The following is a 17,395-nucleotide window of genomic DNA, read 5'->3' on the forward strand; positions in this document are numbered from 1 at the left end:
AAGATGAGATATCCCATAACGTCAAGTTAGTAAGACCCCTTGAAGACGACGAGGTAGATAGGGCAGAGGTGGAAGTGTGGTAACACATGGAGCTGACTGTTACTAATAGGTCGAGGGCATAACCAGACAGGTGATAGGAACAAAGTGATGTTCATTCTTTGTATGCAGTTTTGAAGGTATATACCAATCAGATATGGAATGAGAGAGAACAGTATCGAGAGAGATACTGTTTTTTTTTGTTTTCAGATAAGTTCAACATAAAGATGAGTGATTGACATAAAAAGATAACTGCGTTAATATATACCTAGTAATACAAAGCGATATGTTTTATTTAGTAGATTTATAATTTCTCTATAAAATTCAAAATTTTCAAGTTATCATCGATGAGATGGAATTAGGAGGTGATTGAACTGAAGGATAAGTATGAAACACAGATGAAAAAAGGTGTTTTGGATATGCTCGTATTGAAACTTCTAAGTAAAGAAGAAATGTACGGTTATCAGCTCATTAGTGAATTAAAATTGAAAAGCGGCGAACGTTTCTTTTTAAAAGAGGGTACTTTATATCCGATTTTGTATCGTTTAGAAGATGATGGTCTGGTGAAAAGTTTCTGGAAGCAGACAGAGGGAAAAGGTGTTCCAAGAAAGTACTATGAGATTACAAGTGAAGGGCAGGACACTTTAAAAGAGATCACTCAATTATGGAGAGAAATTTGTGACAGTACGGCGAAGATCATGGAGGTATAAGTGATGAAAGAGAAATATATAAAGACGATAATCAAAAATTTGACCTGTTCGAAAAAGAAAAAAGAAGAGATTAAAAGACAGTTGGAAAGTGATATTGGGGAAGCGTTAAACACAGGTGAGAAGGTGGAAGATGTGATTTCAAGGATGGGAGAAGCCGATGAGATCACAAAAGCATTTAATCAGAGCTTTTCAGAAGAAGAGAAAAAGCAATTCCGTAAAGAGAGAAGGAATAGAAGATTTCTTCAGATCACAGGAGTACTTGCAGTTTTAATTTTGCTATTCTGGTGGACCGTGCCGAAAAATACGTTGCTTACAGAGAGTAAATTATTTGATGCTGAGGAAGTAGAGAAGAAGACGGAGCTGATCATTCAATATCTGGATGAAGAAAATTATCAGGAAATTAAAAAGTTGTCAATTGAAAAACTCGCAGATATGATGAATAAAAAAGAAATGGATCAGGTGAAAAGTCATCTGGGAAACGACTGGGGAGAATTTCAGCATTTTGGAGAAGTATACCTGATCGAATCAAGCAGGATGGGACAGCATTCGGCGATTGCACAGATAAATGCTTCTTATGAGAATACAAGTGTCACTTATACCTTGAGTTTCAATCAGGATATGGAGTTGAATGGTCTGTGGATCAAGTAAAAGAAAAGTGCCCCTGAAGGGTTGAAAAAGAAAAGGAGAAGTTTCTATGGATTGGGTGATGAGTCTTATTATTTTCGGATGCAACGTTTTGACAGTGTTGATCTGCAGATATGCTTATCCGATTCGAAATGAATATAAAGATGGGATGATATTGTGGACGCACATTCCGGCATATGAAGCCAAGAATCAAGAGGTTCAGAACCTGGTACTGAAAAGTCAAAGTCAATGGAAATGTTATCACTGTATCGGCTTCTTCAGCGGAGTGGGAATCAGTCTGCTCGGGGCAATTTCTTTGGAACTCTCGATCGTTGTATGGCTGTTCTGGATGATGGCTTATCTTATAGGCTGCTATCTTTTATTAGTGAAGATTTATAGGAATATGCTTCGATTAAAAAAAGCAAATCATTGGTATGATGAGAAAACCGCGCGAATCCGTCTGAGCACTGACTCAGACGTAAAGACATCCGGACCGATGTATGTGGACGAGGATGATTATTGGAAAAACGGTTGGTACAGTAATCCCAACGATAAGCGTTTTTTGGTAAACGATAAATTCTGCAATATGAATATGTCTTTTAATATGGCAAGACCGGGAGCGCGAATCCTTGTGGGAAGTCTGCTGGCAGTGGTTTTAGGCGTGATCTTCTGGTGTATTTATCTTTTTATACCGTTAATACATGTTGAATTTACACTTACAAGAACAGGAGATGAGATTCGGATTGAGGGCGGAGGATATGAGACAGAGTTTACAACAGAAGAAATAAAATCCGTAGAAATTTTACAAAAAGAAATAGGAGAATCGTTTCACAGAAAAAACGGGTTATCATCGGACGAATATCAGATTGGACACTTTAAAGGAAGTGAATCCGGTGAGACAATGTTGTTTCTCTGCCAAGAGGTTATGCCGATTTAAAAAATCAAATTAGAAGACAGAACCATTTTTTTGAACAGCAGGGAAAAGAAAGAAATAAAGATATGGTATGACCAATGCGCAGTCAGATAAGAAGTAAAAAAGGTGAAGCTTGTGAAGAAATGGGAATTTGTTCATAAGTTTCTTTTTTTACTTGACAATATCGAGTGTCGATAATATAGTGAAGATAGAAATATCGATACTCGATAATAAAAAGGTGAGTGAGAATCCTGAAAGGAGGGGGGACCATGAAGACAAGAAAGCGAGAGTTTCCTAAATTTCGATATAGGGAATGTGATGCATTTGCGGAATATTTACAAGAGCGGTCGATGAAAGGCTGGCATTTTAAAGAGTGGAAGTTTGGTCTGGTCTTTGAAAAGGGAGAGCCGGAAGATATTGTATATGATGTGGAAGTATTGCCGAAGGGGTCAGAGATGAGTTTACGACCTGAGATGGAAACCGAAGAGTATGCTGAGTATTGCAAGGCTGCCGGATGGAAGATGATAGACGCTCAGAGACGCTTCTGTATTTTTAGGAAAGAAAAACTCAATGCGGTTCCGATCGTAACAGAGGAGGAGCGATTTGATAACGTTTATCATGCGGAATGGAAATCTTGGCTGAATTTATCCGGAGCCACATTATTTTTTACAATTTTGTATTGTATGGAATTCTGGTTTTTGACATTTGAAACATGGGTATTTTACAACGTATGGATTTTTTTGATCACGATGCTGATATTACAAAGTGCAGTTAGTATTGTTCAAGCTGTGGCTCTTATGTGCTGGCATCGTCGTAATCTGAAAAAAATGAAATCCGGTGAAAGTATCATTTATATAAGACAGAACCCTTTCTGGAGATATGAAAGAGAGATTGCATTTATTATAGTTTTGATGGGGACTAGTATTTTTTCATGGAATGAGATGCGGGAGGTCATTCCTACCGTGTGGATTTTAATCGGGATTATGCTTTTATTTTCTGCTTGGATTATGTATTGGAGACCGACTGCTTCTGATAACTGGCTTGCTCAATTAGTCGGTGGAATCGTAATCTTTTTGATCATATTTGCTGCCATGATGGTAGTTTTATTCGGGAATGAAGAAAGTACAGACAATAAAATCAGTCGATCGGAACTTCCGTTTGAGATGGGGGATTTTTGTGAAGCCTATGAAGAGGCAGAAATACAAAGATATTATGCGGAGCATTCCTCTAGCATATTGGGGACGGTCTGGAAATGGAATCTCACTTATTATGGTTCATCGGAAAACTGGATGAGTGCCGCTTTATATCAAAGTGATAAAAGATGGGTTTTGGATCGGATATGGAAAATAAAAACGAAACATTTAGAAGAATCCTATAAAAATGAATCCGCTGCTGAGGTATGGGGCGCATTGGAAGTGTGGAAAATTGAAGAATCCGAATATTATATTTGTTATCCGGATCAGATATTGATCTTGTTTGTTCCACAGAAAATGGGGAAAGAAGAGATAGAAAGACTAAAAGAAATATTGGATACAAAAGAAATACGAATAATTTCTGACAAAAAAGAATTGCCGCAGGAAAGCAGGTTTTGATTATGGCAAGAGAACAATTTCAGACGTTGACAGAACCGATGTATTATATCCTTTTGTCACTTATGGAAGAGTGCTGTGGGGTGGACATTATGGAAAAAGTAGAAACAATTTCAGCAGGTCGGGTAAAAGTGGGACCGGGTACATTGTATGCGATGCTTTCAAAATTTGAAGAAAACCATATTATTGTGAAAACTGCGGAAATCGGACGAAGAAAATCCTATGTGATCACGGATCTCGGAAAAGAAATGGTGGAAAAAGAATATAAAAGATTACGGATTATGGCGGAAGACGGAGAACGATATTTTAGAAAAAAAGATTTGATTTAGGAGAACGACAACGTTCTCCTTTTTTCTTAGCTTTAATGTGGTAAAATGCAGGCGACAAGGAGGAAATGAGATATGAATAAGAAAAGAACGATTTTTTGTATATTGGGAATGTTAGCGGTGATTTTACTTGGCGGCTGTGCGAGGTTTGATGCAGCAATGTATGTGCAGGCAGTATTGGATACATCTTATAAAGGGGAGACAGAGCGCTACATAGAAATGACCGGCGGATCAAAAGAAGAAGCACAAGAAATTTTTCAGAAAAAAATGAAGGCTACGATGAAAGAATTTAAGACAACACAGCTTTCAAAGGAATTAGAGAAGCAGTACGAAAGCTTATTCGGAAATATTATGAAACAAATGAATTATCAGGTCGCAGAAGCTCAAAAAGAGAAGCGGGGCAGTTATATTGTAAAAATAACGGTAAAACCGATGCTGTTGTTTGATGAGACATACGATGAATTTCAACAGCGGGCGAAGGCTTATGCAAAAGAAATCACGGATCAGGTGACAAAAAATGGCGAGATGCCGGAAGAAGAGTTGATGCAGCAAGAAGTCTATCGGATTTATTATGAAGTACTCAAGGAAGGATTAGAAGCAGGTGTTTCTTATGGAGCGCCCAAGGACGTCTTACTGCATGTGATCCGACAAAAAGACGGAACATATGAAATTGCCAATCAGGATGTGATCACATTGGATGCCATGCTGATTTCTACAAGCAGTCTTGACAAGACAGAGCGGCAATGATATTCTTTATTAGAAACAAGAAATAGTGAAATAGAAACGTAGGTAGAGGTTGCATTCTTTATCAGTAAGGTGCCGGATGTACAGGAGCAGGGGAAAGCATCAGAAAGGAAAGATTGCCGAAAGTATATGAGACCTGAAATCATATTGCGTGGGTGTGGCGTGAAGAACGACATGGCTGTCATCGCAGGATGGAGAGCTATCTGATTTATACATTATGTATATATTGGGGACGGCGCATCTTGCCGTTTCTTTTTTCGTTTATCAAATGAGACGGAACGATGTGTTTTCCGTATTACTTTAACCATAAAGGAGGAAGAAAGCAATGGCAATTTTTAAAGGCGCGGGTGTCGCGATTGTAACACCAATGAAAGAAAATTTGGAAGTAAACTATGATAAATTAGATGAGATTCTGGAAGAACAGATTGCGGGAAAGACAGATTCTATCATTATTTGCGGAACGACAGGAGAATCCGCAACGATGTCTGAGCAAGAGCATCTCGATGTGATCAAATTTGCGATCGAGAGGGTAAATCATCGTATTCCGGTTATTGCAGGAACCGGATCTAATTGTACGGCTACTGCGGTACAGCTTTCAAAAGAAGCAGCAGAAGCAGGTGCGGAAGGAATTTTACTGGTGACGCCATACTACAACAAAGCGACTCAGAAAGGGTTAGAAGCTCATTACACAAAGATTGCAGAAGCCGCAAAGATTCCGGCGATCTTATATAATGTTCCCAGTCGGACCGGATGTGCGATCGCACCGGAGACAGTTGCAAGACTGGTAAAAAATGTCGAATATATCGTAGGTATAAAAGAAGCCTCAGGCGATATCGGAAATGTGGCAAAAATTATGCATTTATGTGACGGGAACATAGATCTGTATTCCGGAAATGACGATCAGGTTGTACCGCTTCTTTCTCTGGGCGGACTCGGTGTGATCTCGGTGTTGTCTAATGTAGCGCCGACTTATGTACATGATATGGTTTACGAATATCTGGAAGGAGACAGAGCGAAGAGCTGCAAGATGCAGCTGGATGCGATTCCGCTTTGCAGCGCACTGTTCTGTGAAGTAAATCCGATTCCGGTGAAGGCAGCTATGAATTTGATGGGAAAAGAAGTAGGACCGCTTCGCGCACCATTGACAGAGATTGAACCGCAGCATGAGGAGATACTGAAAAAAGCAATGAAAGAATTTGGGATTCTTTAAATGAAAAAAGTGATTTTAAATTTAGAAAGCAATTTCAAATTTACATAAAAAAAATAGGAAAACCTTTCCATTCAAGCATTAAGTTGAGTGGAAAGGTCTTTCCTATTTTTTGGCATTTAGAGCATATTCTTTTTGGAACGATAGATAGACATACTTATCAGTCCGGAGGAGAGGAGGGTTAAAAATAAAAGTTTCATGGGAGCAGTATCTCCTGTTTCTACTGCCTTTTCAGAAACTTTTTCAGAAGCGGACTGAGATGTTGCGGCGAGTGCTTCCGAAGAGGGCAGCTGAGGGGTGAATGCTTCCGGGGATGGCAACTCTTCATTAGATGTACCGTCACCGGAGGTTTCGTCATCGGGAGTAGTTCCATCCGGGACATTTGGATTGGGTTTCTCCGAATCAGGAGAATCATTTTCCGGAACATCCGGGGCGGGAGAATCATTTTCCGGAACATCCGGATCAGGAATATCGGTCTCCGGTTCTTCGGGATACGCGCCATAGGGATGTCCGCAAATGTCACAAACAGCTCGATCCGGGAAAATAGCGGAGCCTCCGGTACAATTCCCTTCGTGGAGATGCTGTCCGCATCCATTTAGACATTCTTGATAATGTTTGTCATGGTCCTGAATCCATGCTCCGGGCTGATGACCGGTAGCGGAAAGCACTAAATCCTGGAAGGTAACTTCCTTCATAATTCCGTTTTCGTTAATAAACAGTTTTCCGTCTTTGTCTTTGTAGTGAGCCTTGATCCCATCTGTTTCACAAGTCGGTGCAAGAAAATCGACGGAAATATAATTGTCTCCGGTTAATTGGACAGTGATATTCTCACTGTGATCTACCATATTCGTATCGCCGCGAAACGCAGCGGTTAAAGTACAAGCGCCGGGAGATAGGATTCCGCTGGCTGTCTGGTAAGTCAATGTGTAAGTGCCGGAAGTATCTGCATTTACAAAAGCAGAAAGTTGATGATCACCGAAAAATAAAGCCATTTGTCCGTTTGTAGGAGAAAGCAGAACTTTCGGATTTTCTGCGGCGTCTGGAGAAAGACCGGTTGCTTTTGGGGTTACCGTGATTGTTATGATGTCTCCATATGCAAAGTTGGTTGTTTCCGTTCCGTCACAAAAGGATTTCAGCCCGCCGTCAAATATCGTTTGAGAAGGCTGGATGGTGAAAGTTTTTTCTGCATCTGCAGAAAGGGCATAGCGTCCGGAATCTTTTCCGCTCAAGGAAGCGGTCGCGGTATAGGTTCCGACAAGACTGGCTTCCCCTTTGACAGTGAGCGTGACATCATCGCCGGGGCGGATATTGGATGCAGACAGTTCCGGTTTTTTTGAAGTTCCGTCGTATATAAAATTCGTTTCGCCCCAAAGCAGATTTAACTCGGTTGGTTGAGGACTTAAGAATTGTTTCCATGCAGTCTCTCCGGTTGAAAGAACGGTGATACAAGAAACTAAACTTCCGTTTACGTTTCCGGTCGTATCCGTAGTTACGCGAGCATGACCATTTTTGTTAAGGACGCTGTAACGCTGCATTCCATTTGCTTTATCGTCATCAGAATCTGAAAAATAAACGCCGGTAAGATGACCGTCTTTATTGTATTCGACGCCCCAGACTGTGACAACATGGGCGCTTTTTCCCGTATCATAAGTTAACGAGATCAGATCCCCTCTGGTTATATAATGCTTTAAATCAGTGGAAAGGCTGCTATATCCACGGTCGTACTGATGTCGATTTGTTAAAATCTCTGTTCTAAATACATTATAAAAGAAACCGCCGTTTGAGTCGGGACCTTTTTGAATCAAATCCGATCCGTCAAAATCGGGATCATTAGTTCCGCCGGTCTCTTTCGGATAATATCCATTGATAAATTGATCTTCCAGAAGATCCGGCCAATAACCTTCTTTCCGGTTGGCATATTGTCGTAAAAAAATATTGTAAATAGAACGTTCCTCTTGCGAGGTGACGGGGGTCAGAAATTTACGAATCTCATCTGCCCGCGGTGCATCTGGGTGCAAAGTTAGATATTCTTTGATATTGTCTGTATTTTGAGCAATCCACCAATGGAGCATATTGGTGGCAACTGCGGCAAAACAAAGATTGGCATCTTGCGCCTGTGTGTCAGTCTTGTTAATATCATACCATCCGTTGCCGGCTTTGTATGGCGCGATATATTCCACATAGTGTGCATTCCCTGTTTTGTGCTCCGTTTTCTTAAAGTCGCTGTCATCACCGCCCATTTTCGGAGGTGTGATTCCATCTGCCCAGAAAATCGTACGGAGTTCATTAGTTTCTTCGTTTCTATATTCGGCAGTACTTCCGGCTTTGGTTTCCTCCTGTGCTGTTACGGTAAGAGTGGGAAAAAGCGTGTTTCCGAACAGGAGAGCGCCAAGCATACAGGAAAGAAGAGAAAAATAGTTCTTTCGTTTCATAGAGTTTTCCTTTCGTACATCATTTTGTCGATTCATTTTAGCATATAATAAGAATGAAGTAAATGTAAGAAGTTTTAAGTATTGGAAAGTATCAGAAATAATTACAGATACTCACAATCATATCAGATAGAAATAATTAGAAAAGTTTTGAGGTTTCGTTTTCTTAAAAAAGATGTTAATATGAAAGAAGCTTGCTTAGATCATGAAAAACGGAGTTTGATATGAAGAAGAATTATGAAGAACTAAAACGATTTCTTCAAAGCGAAGAACAGGTATTAAAAGAGCAAAAGTATTATCATGTATCGAAAATGCAGATGGATGATGAACAGATCATCACATCGTACCCGAATCAAGAAGTATGTCAGGAACGGTTTGTGATTCGTCAGAAGTACAAAAACATATTGATCCCTAAGCATAGACACGAATATATCGAGTTGTCGTTTATGTTGGAAGGGGAACTTTCCATGCAGATAGAAGGAAAAGAAATCCGCATGAGATCAGGGGATCTTTGTCTGATGGATCGAAATGTCAGCCATTGGTCCGAGATGGCAAAAGACGGAATGTGGATGTTCAATATACTGATGACCGCGGATTTTTTTGATACGATTTTTATGTATCTGTTTTCAGAAGATACCTATATTTCGAACTATATTATCAACAGTTTATACTCACAGAGTAAAAAGAAAAATTATATTTTTTATCATCTTCCGGAAGACAGTTTTGAAGAGCGGATAATGGAACAGATCATTTGTGAGTATTTTATGGAAGAACAAAAAAATATGGGGAAAATTACTGCCTGCCTGATACTTTTGTTTACGGAGATTTCCAGGGCGGTAGGTAAAGCAGATGAGAAAACGATCAAACAAAACAACTCGAAGATACAAAGTGAAGTAATTGAATATTTAAAAAAACATTATAGAGATGCGACACTAAATTCTGTCGCAAAGGAATTATGTTTCCATCCTAATTATTTGAGTTCCTTGTTAAAAGCAGAAACGAACAAAGGATTTAAGGATCTGTTGTTTGATATTCGAATGACAGAAGCGGCAAATTTATTATGCAGGACCGATATGAAGATAGATGAGATTGCTGCTGAGATCGGATATGCAAATGAAGGATATTTTTATAAGTGTTTTAAACAACGTTATGGGGAGTCACCTTATAATTATAGAAAAAAACATCGAAGTTCTTAATAAAGGACAGGAAAACCTTTAGTTTATATATGAAAAGATTGTTAAAAAAAAGATATAATCCTTTCAAATAAAATGTATTTGGAGGATGAAATGAGTACAAAAGCAAAAGAATCAAAAATGGAAGCAGTACGCGTTGTCATGACACCGCTTGGATCTGCTGCATCAAACGTATTCAATATGTTGAATATGTCGTTTTTCCTTGTGTTTAGTACAGAAGCACTTGGATTAAATATTGCAGTGATGGGAATTGTAATGACTGTGATGAGAATTTTCGATGGGATCACAGATCCGGTCATTGGTTCGATCATCGACAGGACAGAAACACGATTCGGTAAGTTCAGACCGTTCCTGGTGATCGGATCGTTCATCATGCTAGCGGCAAGTTTTATGATTTATCTGTTTTCATTTGATATACCACAGACATATCGTATGGTATGGGTAGTTTTGTGGTATGCAGTATGGGTAATCGGGTATACTTTTATGACTACTGTAAATAAATGTGTACTGTCGATCGTAACAAAAAATCCTAAATATCGTCCACTTTCCGGTGTTGCGGGTGGATGCTATTCTACTATCCTTGGATTTATCATGACAACTGCAATTATTCCGATTTTACAGAAAAACGGTGGGTTGGGATCTCAAAAAGGCTGGATGTTGATCATTGTCAGTGCATTTATCTTGCATGCAATCTTATTGATTGGCTGTCTGTTCGCAATTTCTGCTTCGGATAAACCAGAGTTTTACAGACAGGATCCAGACAAAAAAGAAGAGAAGATTTCAATTCGAGACAGTATTAATGTACTTCGACTGAATCAGCCACTTCGTATGTTGATTTTAGCTGCATCGACAGACAAGATTGCTGCAACAATCCAGACTGCAGTTATGACTTATTTTTATATTTACGCTGTTCAGAATCTTGATCTGCAGCCTATCGTAGGTGGTATATCGACACCGATGTCATTAGTGGGAGCATTTGTAGCAGGATCCGTAGCTGTAAAATTCGGATGTAAGAAAGCTTCTCTGATCGGAGCTGTGGCGAATCTGACATTAGAAGCGATTTTGATCATTTTCCGTCCGTTTGGAGAAAAAACGATTTTCGTATTTATTATTTTGATGGCTGCCAACATGTTGTTTAGAAGATTTTCAGCGCAGAATGTAGATCCGATGATCGCAGAGATTATTGATTATCATAAGTTAAAAACAGGTAAGTTCATGCCGGGATTTATCGGTGCAACTTTTTCTCTTGTGGATAAAGTGATCAGTGCGTTCGGATCGTCTATCGTAGGTATCATCATGGGACTGGCAGGATATAGTGCGGGAGCAGAACCGACTATGGCATTGTATATCGCTACGATCGGAATGTATCTTGGAGCTCCATTGCTTGGAGACCTTGCGAGTGTGATCGCATTGAAACGATATCATATTACGGCAGAAGAATATAAGCAAATGTATGGAGATAAGGCGATTTTGAGTAAAAAAGAGGCTTAAAAAATAAGAGGTAAAATAGTTTGGAAGAAATGTTGATAAACGACGGATGGAGTTTTCATAAAGAAAACGAAGCGGAAGAAAATATATCGATTCCGCATACATACAACTCGGCAGATGGGCAGTCAGGAACGTCTATGTGGCGTGGAAAAGGATATTACAAGAGAGAACTTGTTTTTCGGGAAGAGGATCGAGAGAAAACAATCTATCTTGAAATAGGTGCGGCTGCGATGCGTAGTACAGTGTACATAAATGGAAAGAACATTTATGAGAATACATGTCCATATGCAATGTATAGAGTTGCATTGAACGAGCATATAACAGAGGGAATAAATTTGTTGGAGCTTGTAGTAGACAATACTGCAACAGATGCGATTTATCCCCAAATGGCAGACTTCTCATTTTATGGAGGAATTTATCGAGATGTGAAACTGGTATATGCACCGAAAGTACATTTCGATTATCTGGATGGAAGCAGAAGCGGTGTTCAGGTAAGAACGAAAAAGTTGGATGAAGGAAAATGGGAAGTTAAGGCAGAAGGATGCGTGATAAATGAGGGAAGTATGTGTGCCGGACAGGTAAAAATTTCGCTTGTAGATAAAGAAAATATCGTATCTGAAAAAACGATCCAATTCAGTTTCGCTGAAAAAACTCCATTTTCTGTTCAGCAGGAAATCAGTGATCCACATTTATGGATGGGAACAGAAGATCCGTATTTATATCAAGTTCGTATTGAAATTAGTACGGAAGAAGGTTGTATGGAAGAACGTGAAATTCAAACCGGATTCCGGGAAATTGAGATAGATCCGGAGCGGGGAATGTTTTTGAATGGGAAACATATCAAACTTCATGGTGTTGCACGCCATCAGGATTTTGGAGGTGTGGGAAATGCGGTTTCAAGAGAACAGATGGAAGAGGATATGGCGCTTATCAAAGAACTGGGCGCAAATTCAGTTCGTCTGTCCCATTATCAGCATGACGATTATTTTTACAGACGTTGTGATGAAGAGGGGATTCTTGTATGGGCAGAAGTACCGTTTATCAGTATTTTGTCCGATAATAAAAAAGCGGATGAAAATATCCGGGAGCAGATGCGGCGGCTGATTCTGCAATGTGGCAATCATACTTCGATTTATTGTTGGGGTGTGCAAAATGAAATTACCATTGCCGGAGAGAATACAGAAATTCATGCAAATGTTGAGTCGATGGCAGCATATACAAAAGAACTTGACGCAGATCGGTATACGGCAGAGGCAAATATATATTCCGTAGCAAATGAAAGTGCGCTAAACCGGATGACGGAGTTGGTTGGTTACAACTTATATTATGGCTGGTATTATGATGAGATTACAGGATTACAGAAACGTTTAGATGAATTTCATGCGGCATGTCCGGATATTCCGCTACTTGTAACAGAGTATGGCGTAGATACAAATCCACAGTATCATTCTTATCAGCCAAAGACGAAAGACTATTCAGAAGAGTTCCAGCTTTTATTTTCGGATAATGCATTAAAAGCATTTGAAGAACGGGAGTATTTCATCGGAAGTTATGTATGGAATTTATGCGATTTTGGAAGTGCATCCCGAGATGAAGGCGGAAAGCAGGGGCAAAACCAAAAAGGATTGGTTACAATCGACAGAAAGATAAAAAAAGATGCATATTATCTTTACAAAGCATATTGGTCAAAAGAGTGTTTTGTAAAATTAGCTGGCAGCAGGTTTTTGAATCGGCATCTGGAAGAGAATACGATTACAGTATTATCGAATCTGAATAGACTTATTTTATATGTGAACGGACAAAAGATTGCGGAAACAGATAATGTAGATCCAATGACTCAATTTTCCGTACAACTTCAAATGGGAAAAAATGAGATCACAGTAAAGGGATTTGATAAGGAAAATCGAGAATATGCAGATGCGCAGATTCTGTATCGAGTTGAAAATCCAGAGAAAAGTTATGAATACGTGCCGAAAGAGCAAGGTAAAAACGTGATCAACTGGTTTGAAAAATTTGATTTGGAAAGTGCAGATAAGGAAGAAATCGTAATAGATTCCAATTTTTATTCCAGTGGAGATAAACTGGGAGATATTATGAAGAATCCGGATGGTGAAAAAATTGTTCTGAAATATTTTGGGGAAATGAAAGATCATCCGAAGTTCGGGATGATGAAAGTTATGACTTTGGATGCAATGGGAAAACTCAAAAATTTAGGAATCCCAAAAGAATTGATTCTTGTGATCAACAAAGAATTGCAGAAGATAAAAAAATAAAAAGACAATTTCAAAAAAGATAAAAAACACCTCTCATAGAATCTTAGATGTGAAAACATCCGGTTTCTATGAGAGGTGTTTTTTTGAATTAATATTTATGAAAATTATTTCTGATATTATATACATAAATACTTAATATTCCTGAGAACAGGAGTATTAAGAGCAAAAGGTTGATAGAAGTGGTATCCCCTGTTTTAACAGCTTTTTCAGAAGCAGCGTCATTGGCAGAAGATTCAGACACCAGATCTTGTGCAGAAGGATCTGGTGATTCTGGATCCGATGTTTCTGATTCAGGTATTTGTGTTTCCGAAAATTGAGGAAGTGAATCTTCCGGATCCGGAGATTCTATGTCCGGAGCTTCTACATTTGGAGCTTCTATATCAGGAGCCTCTATATTCGGAACTTCCGGATCCGGTGAATCTGGATTCGGTGTTTCTATATCTGGTTTTTCAATGTCTGGTTTTTCCGGATAATTGCCGTAAGGATGTCCACAGATTTCGCAGATTGCCCGATTCGGGAAAATGGCTGCGCCGCCGGTACAATTCCCTTCGTTGAGATGATATCCACATCCGTTTAGACATTCCTGATAATGTTTGTCCTGGGTTTGAATCCAATATCCGGGCTGATGACCGGTAGCCGGTAGAATAAGATCTTTCAGGGAAACTTCTGTCATTATTCCGTTTTCCTTAAGATAGAGTTTTCCGGCTGTATCTTTGTAATGTGCTTTTATGCCATCTGTTTCACACGTCGGCGCAAGTGAATCGACAGAAATGTAGGTGTCACCGGATAACTGAATCGTTATATCTTCACTATGATTGACCATATTCATATCACCGCGGAATACAGCGGTTAAAGTACAAGAACCGGGTGAGAGGATTCCGTTAGATGTAGGATAGGTCATAGTATAAGTTCCGGAATTATCTGCATTTACAAAGTTCGAAAGCTGGTATCCATCTGCAAACAGAGCCATTTGACCGTTGGTCGGAGAAAGCAGGACCTTTGGACTTTCGACAGAGTTTGGGGAAAGACCGGTAGCTTTTGGTGTGACTGCGATTGTAATCATATCTCCATAGTTAAAATCAGTTGTTTCATTTTTTTCGTGATAAGATTTTACACCGCCATCAAAGATTGTTTGGGAAGGCAATATGGAAAACTCTTTTTTGCATTCCGTGGGGAGTATGTAACGATTCGCATCCTTTCCGCTTAGGACAGCGGTGGCGGTATAGGTTCCGACAAGATTTGCTTCTTCGTTTACAGTAAGGGTAACATCATCGCCGGGAGCAATGTTTGATGCAGTCAGCTCCGGTTTTTTTTGAGTTCCGTCATATATAAAATTTGTTTCGCCCCAAAGTAATTGTAACTCCGTTTGCTGAGGAGAAAGAAATTTATTCCACGTAGCATCTCCGGTAGAAAGAGTCGTGATGCAAGAAACTAAACTTCCACTTCCATTGTCAGCTGTTGTGACGAATGCTTTTTCATCTTTATTGATCACACTGTAACGCTGCATTCCATTGGCTTCATCATCATCAGAGTCTGAAAAATAAACGCCGGTAAGATGACCGTCTGTATCGTACTCAACACCCCAGATTGTGACAACATGGGCACTTTTTCTCATATCATAAGTTAACGAGACAAGATCTCCTCTGGTTATATAATACTTTAAATCAGCAGAAAGGGTATCATATCCATGGTCGTACAGATGTCGAGTTGTTAAAATCTCTGTTCCAAATACGGTATAAAAAAATCCGCCGTTTGGGTCGGGACCTTTTTGAATCAAATCCGGTCCGTCAAAACCGGGATCATTAGTTCCTGCGTTCTCTTTTGGATAATATCCATTGATAAATTGATCGACCAGAAGATCCGGCCAATAACCTTCTTTCCGATTAGAGAATTGTTTGAGAAATATATTATAAATGGATCGATTATCCTGTGTGGTGACTGGAGTCTGCAAAGAACGAATCTCATCTGCCCGCGGGGCATTTGGGTATGAAGTTAGATAGTCATTGATATTGTCCGTGTTTTGGGCAATCCACCAGTGGAGCATATTGGTAGCAACTGCGGCAAAACAAAGATTGGCATCTTGTGCCTGTGTTTCGGTCTTGTTGATATCATACCATCCGTTACCGGATTGGTATGGTGCAATGTATTCGATATAGCGGACATTATTTATCTCTGTAACTACTTTTTTAAAGTCGCTGTCATCACCGCCCATTTTGGGAGGCGTGATTCCATCTGCCCAAAAGATTGTACGTGGTTTTCCGTCTTCTGTAATATAGTTTGTAGTGGTTCCTGCTTTTGTTTCCTCGTGAGCTTTTAACGTTAAAGAGGGGGAAATTGTACCACTTAATAAAATTGTACTCAATATGCAGGAAAAGAGAAAAAATTTTTTCCTTTGTTTCATAAAAGTTCCTTTCTGGTTAAATATTGCAGATTAATTCTAACATAGAATGTTATTGAAGTAAATGTTAAGATAAAAAATAAAAAGATAAAAAAATGAAAAACAAAATTAATGATAAACGATAAAAAATTATTGACAAATGTATTTTGATAAGAGTAGAATAAAAGTATAAAAGGAAAGGAGAATTTGTTATGGGAGACAATCATAAACAGAAAGATTATTATGATCGTAGAGATGGCAGACCGGAAATGAAGTATCACGGGACGATGGGAGTGACACTTTTTCTCATGGTTCTTCTCACAGGAATCTGTCTGGTGTATGTTTTTATGATGCTGCGTGTGGCGCCGGAAAAGGTGAGCGCTAACAGAGAAATTGTTGAGAATGAAATGTTTCGATTTGAGATTGATGAGATGGGTAGCTTCAGCAATCTGTCAGGTGATATGCTGGGAATCGAGGCGGCAGAAGAGAATCCCAAAGCAGTCTGGTTGTCCTATGGGATTGCGATGTTATTTACTACTTATCTGCCCTGGCTGTTTATTTTATGGTTTGTGAGAAACATTATTGTCTATGCTGTTCAGATGAGGGAACCTTTTTCAAAAATTACTGCGAGATCTGTCCGGAACATTGGATTTGTTTTACTATACATTGCAATCAGCAAGCAGTTGGTAGCATTTTTACTGCCACGTATATGGGGAGGAGTTTCTCCGGAGATTGATCTTATAAATCAGCCGGCTACCGTAAACTGTATGACGCTGGGATTATTAGGACTTCTATTTCTCTTCCTTTCCCGTGTTTTTCGCTATGGCTGTGAATTGCAGGAAGAATCCGATACAACTATTTAAGGAGTATGTGCTATGGCAATCATATTAAGACTTGACCGGGTCATGGCAGACCGAAAAATTTCTTTGAACGAGCTGGCAGAGCGAGTGGGGATTACGAATGTGAATCTTTCCAATCTGAAAACCGGAAAGGTAAAAGCTATTCGATTTTCTACACTCAACGCAATCTGCCGGGAGCTACATTGCCAGCCAGGGGATATATTGGAATATCAAGGAGATTCAAAAGAATAGAATGCTGGTTTTTCGAAGGGGAGAACTGGGAAAATTTAATATTGCGGTATTTTAACAAATGAAATTGTATGAGGGATTACCGTTATGATTACATTTCGTTTTTTTACACAAAAAAGCCTTAAAACAGCAATTTCACGCAGTTTTTAAGGCTTTTTAAAGCAGGGGATGAGAGAATCGAACTCCCACCAAAGGTTTTGGAGACCCCTATCATACCATTTGACCAATCCCCTATAATTGCTACCGAACATTTAATATTATACTCATCCAAGAGGGGATTGTCAACACTTATTTTTGAAAAATATATTCATGATTGTCAATAGTGAATTGTAAAAGTAAATTCCATCCCTCACATATAAGCCATGGAATTTATTAATTCTCAAAATAAGTATGGCATT

The 17,395-nt window shown here is 39.3% G+C and carries 14 protein-coding genes, 1 tRNA gene, 1 rRNA gene and 1 riboswitch; of the genes, 13 read left to right on the plus strand and 3 right to left on the minus strand.

The genetic code is table 11. The features are described from left to right. The 8 genes from I2H87_RS13410 to dapA form a co-directional block, all read left to right on the plus strand. Positions 1–126: ribosomal RNA gene (locus I2H87_RS13410) — 23S ribosomal RNA — on the plus strand; the annotation flags it as partial. Positions 127–401: 275 nt separating this feature from the next. Next, entirely contained in the window at positions 402–746 is a 345-nt protein-coding gene (locus tag I2H87_RS13415) for a PadR family transcriptional regulator (RefSeq protein ID WP_009267945.1), read from the plus strand. A gap of 3 nt (positions 747–749) precedes the next feature. Continuing rightward, positions 750–1,394: a DUF3887 domain-containing protein gene (locus I2H87_RS13420; protein WP_009267944.1), complete on the plus strand. Its 645-nt coding sequence runs from the start codon at positions 750–752 to the stop codon at positions 1,392–1,394. A gap of 46 nt (positions 1,395–1,440) precedes the next feature. Continuing rightward, positions 1,441–2,307, plus strand: a complete 867-nt coding sequence (locus I2H87_RS13425; RefSeq protein ID WP_195610275.1) for a hypothetical protein — start codon at positions 1,441–1,443, stop codon at positions 2,305–2,307. 245 nt (positions 2,308–2,552) lie between these two features. After that, on the plus strand, positions 2,553–3,875 hold the full coding sequence (locus I2H87_RS13430; RefSeq protein WP_195610276.1) for a DUF2812 domain-containing protein: 1,323 nt from the start codon (positions 2,553–2,555) through the stop codon (positions 3,873–3,875). Between the two features lie 2 nt (positions 3,876–3,877). Continuing rightward, a complete protein-coding gene (locus I2H87_RS13435) occupies positions 3,878–4,201 on the plus strand; it encodes a PadR family transcriptional regulator (protein ID WP_022151416.1) in 324 nt (107 codons plus the stop codon). 72 nt (positions 4,202–4,273) lie between these two features. Beyond that, entirely contained in the window at positions 4,274–4,945 is a 672-nt protein-coding gene (locus tag I2H87_RS13440) for a hypothetical protein (RefSeq protein WP_009267939.1), read from the plus strand. A 35-nt stretch (positions 4,946–4,980) separates the two neighbouring features. Beyond that, positions 4,981–5,152, plus strand: a riboswitch (Lysine riboswitch). A 115-nt stretch (positions 5,153–5,267) separates the two neighbouring features. Beyond that, the gene (dapA, locus tag I2H87_RS13445; RefSeq protein ID WP_009267938.1) at positions 5,268–6,152 is read left to right on the plus strand and encodes a 4-hydroxy-tetrahydrodipicolinate synthase; all 885 of its coding nucleotides are present in this window, start codon (positions 5,268–5,270) and stop codon (positions 6,150–6,152) included. A gap of 116 nt (positions 6,153–6,268) precedes the next feature. Here the strand turns inward: dapA and I2H87_RS13450 are convergent, their stop codons facing one another. Beyond that, positions 6,269–8,617: an IdeS/Mac family cysteine endopeptidase gene (locus tag I2H87_RS13450; protein ID WP_330611595.1), complete on the minus strand. Its 2,349-nt coding sequence runs from the start codon at positions 8,615–8,617 to the stop codon at positions 6,269–6,271. 185 nt (positions 8,618–8,802) lie between these two features. Between I2H87_RS13450 and I2H87_RS13455 the strand changes: the two genes are divergently transcribed. The 3 genes from I2H87_RS13455 (at position 8,803) to I2H87_RS13465 (ending at position 13,532) form a co-directional block, all read left to right on the plus strand. Beyond that, entirely contained in the window at positions 8,803–9,774 is a 972-nt protein-coding gene (locus tag I2H87_RS13455) for an AraC family transcriptional regulator (RefSeq protein WP_054705402.1), read from the plus strand. 90 nt (positions 9,775–9,864) lie between these two features. Continuing rightward, a complete protein-coding gene (locus I2H87_RS13460) occupies positions 9,865–11,262 on the plus strand; it encodes an MFS transporter (RefSeq protein WP_009267935.1) in 1,398 nt (465 codons plus the stop codon). Positions 11,263–11,291: 29 nt separating this feature from the next. Further along, positions 11,292–13,532, plus strand: coding sequence for a glycoside hydrolase family 2 protein (locus tag I2H87_RS13465; RefSeq protein WP_243273940.1), 2,241 nt, complete (start codon positions 11,292–11,294; stop codon positions 13,530–13,532). Between the two features lie 88 nt (positions 13,533–13,620). Here I2H87_RS13465 and I2H87_RS13470 read toward each other — a convergent pair whose 3' ends face one another. After that, the gene (locus I2H87_RS13470) at positions 13,621–15,933 is read right to left on the minus strand and encodes an IdeS/Mac family cysteine endopeptidase (protein ID WP_195610282.1); all 2,313 of its coding nucleotides are present in this window, start codon (positions 15,931–15,933) and stop codon (positions 13,621–13,623) included. Positions 15,934–16,121: 188 nt separating this feature from the next. Between I2H87_RS13470 and I2H87_RS13475 the strand changes: the two genes are divergently transcribed. Both I2H87_RS13475 and I2H87_RS13480 read left to right on the plus strand, forming a co-directional pair. Beyond that, positions 16,122–16,772, plus strand: coding sequence for a DUF2975 domain-containing protein (locus tag I2H87_RS13475; RefSeq protein WP_009267932.1), 651 nt, complete (start codon positions 16,122–16,124; stop codon positions 16,770–16,772). A gap of 12 nt (positions 16,773–16,784) precedes the next feature. Next, the gene (locus tag I2H87_RS13480) at positions 16,785–17,000 is read left to right on the plus strand and encodes a helix-turn-helix domain-containing protein (protein ID WP_009267931.1); all 216 of its coding nucleotides are present in this window, start codon (positions 16,785–16,787) and stop codon (positions 16,998–17,000) included. Between the two features lie 159 nt (positions 17,001–17,159). On the opposite strand, the gene I2H87_RS13485 is transcribed toward I2H87_RS13480, so the two are convergent. Next, a tRNA-Trp gene (locus I2H87_RS13485) sits at positions 17,160–17,230 on the minus strand. Between the last annotated feature and the right edge of the window lie 165 nt (positions 17,231–17,395).

Source organism: Mediterraneibacter glycyrrhizinilyticus (genome assembly GCF_015560805.1).
Classification (GTDB): Bacteria; Bacillota; Clostridia; order Lachnospirales; family Lachnospiraceae; genus Schaedlerella; species Schaedlerella glycyrrhizinilytica_A.

Bases quoted from the DNA above. Each gene is read 5' to 3' on its own strand.
- I2H87_RS13455 (WP_054705402.1), top strand. From the start codon at position 8,803: ATGAAGAAGAATTATGAAGAACTAAAACGATTTCTTCAAAGCGAAGAA.
- I2H87_RS13465 (WP_243273940.1), top strand. From the start codon at position 11,292: ATGTTGATAAACGACGGATGGAGTTTTCATAAAGAAAACGAAGCGGAA.
- I2H87_RS13430 (WP_195610276.1), top strand. From the start codon at position 2,553: ATGAAGACAAGAAAGCGAGAGTTTCCTAAATTTCGATATAGGGAATGT.
- I2H87_RS13480 (WP_009267931.1), top strand. From the start codon at position 16,785: ATGGCAATCATATTAAGACTTGACCGGGTCATGGCAGACCGAAAAATT.
- I2H87_RS13450 (WP_330611595.1), bottom strand. From the start codon at position 8,617: ATGAATCGACAAAATGATGTACGAAAGGAAAACTCTATGAAACGAAAG.
- I2H87_RS13470 (WP_195610282.1), bottom strand. From the start codon at position 15,933: ATGAAACAAAGGAAAAAATTTTTTCTCTTTTCCTGCATATTGAGTACA.
- I2H87_RS13425 (WP_195610275.1), top strand. From the start codon at position 1,441: ATGGATTGGGTGATGAGTCTTATTATTTTCGGATGCAACGTTTTGACA.
- I2H87_RS13460 (WP_009267935.1), top strand. From the start codon at position 9,865: ATGAGTACAAAAGCAAAAGAATCAAAAATGGAAGCAGTACGCGTTGTC.
- I2H87_RS13420 (WP_009267944.1), top strand. From the start codon at position 750: ATGAAAGAGAAATATATAAAGACGATAATCAAAAATTTGACCTGTTCG.
- I2H87_RS13440 (WP_009267939.1), top strand. From the start codon at position 4,274: ATGAATAAGAAAAGAACGATTTTTTGTATATTGGGAATGTTAGCGGTG.
- I2H87_RS13435 (WP_022151416.1), top strand. From the start codon at position 3,878: ATGGCAAGAGAACAATTTCAGACGTTGACAGAACCGATGTATTATATC.
- dapA (WP_009267938.1), top strand. From the start codon at position 5,268: ATGGCAATTTTTAAAGGCGCGGGTGTCGCGATTGTAACACCAATGAAA.
- I2H87_RS13475 (WP_009267932.1), top strand. From the start codon at position 16,122: ATGGGAGACAATCATAAACAGAAAGATTATTATGATCGTAGAGATGGC.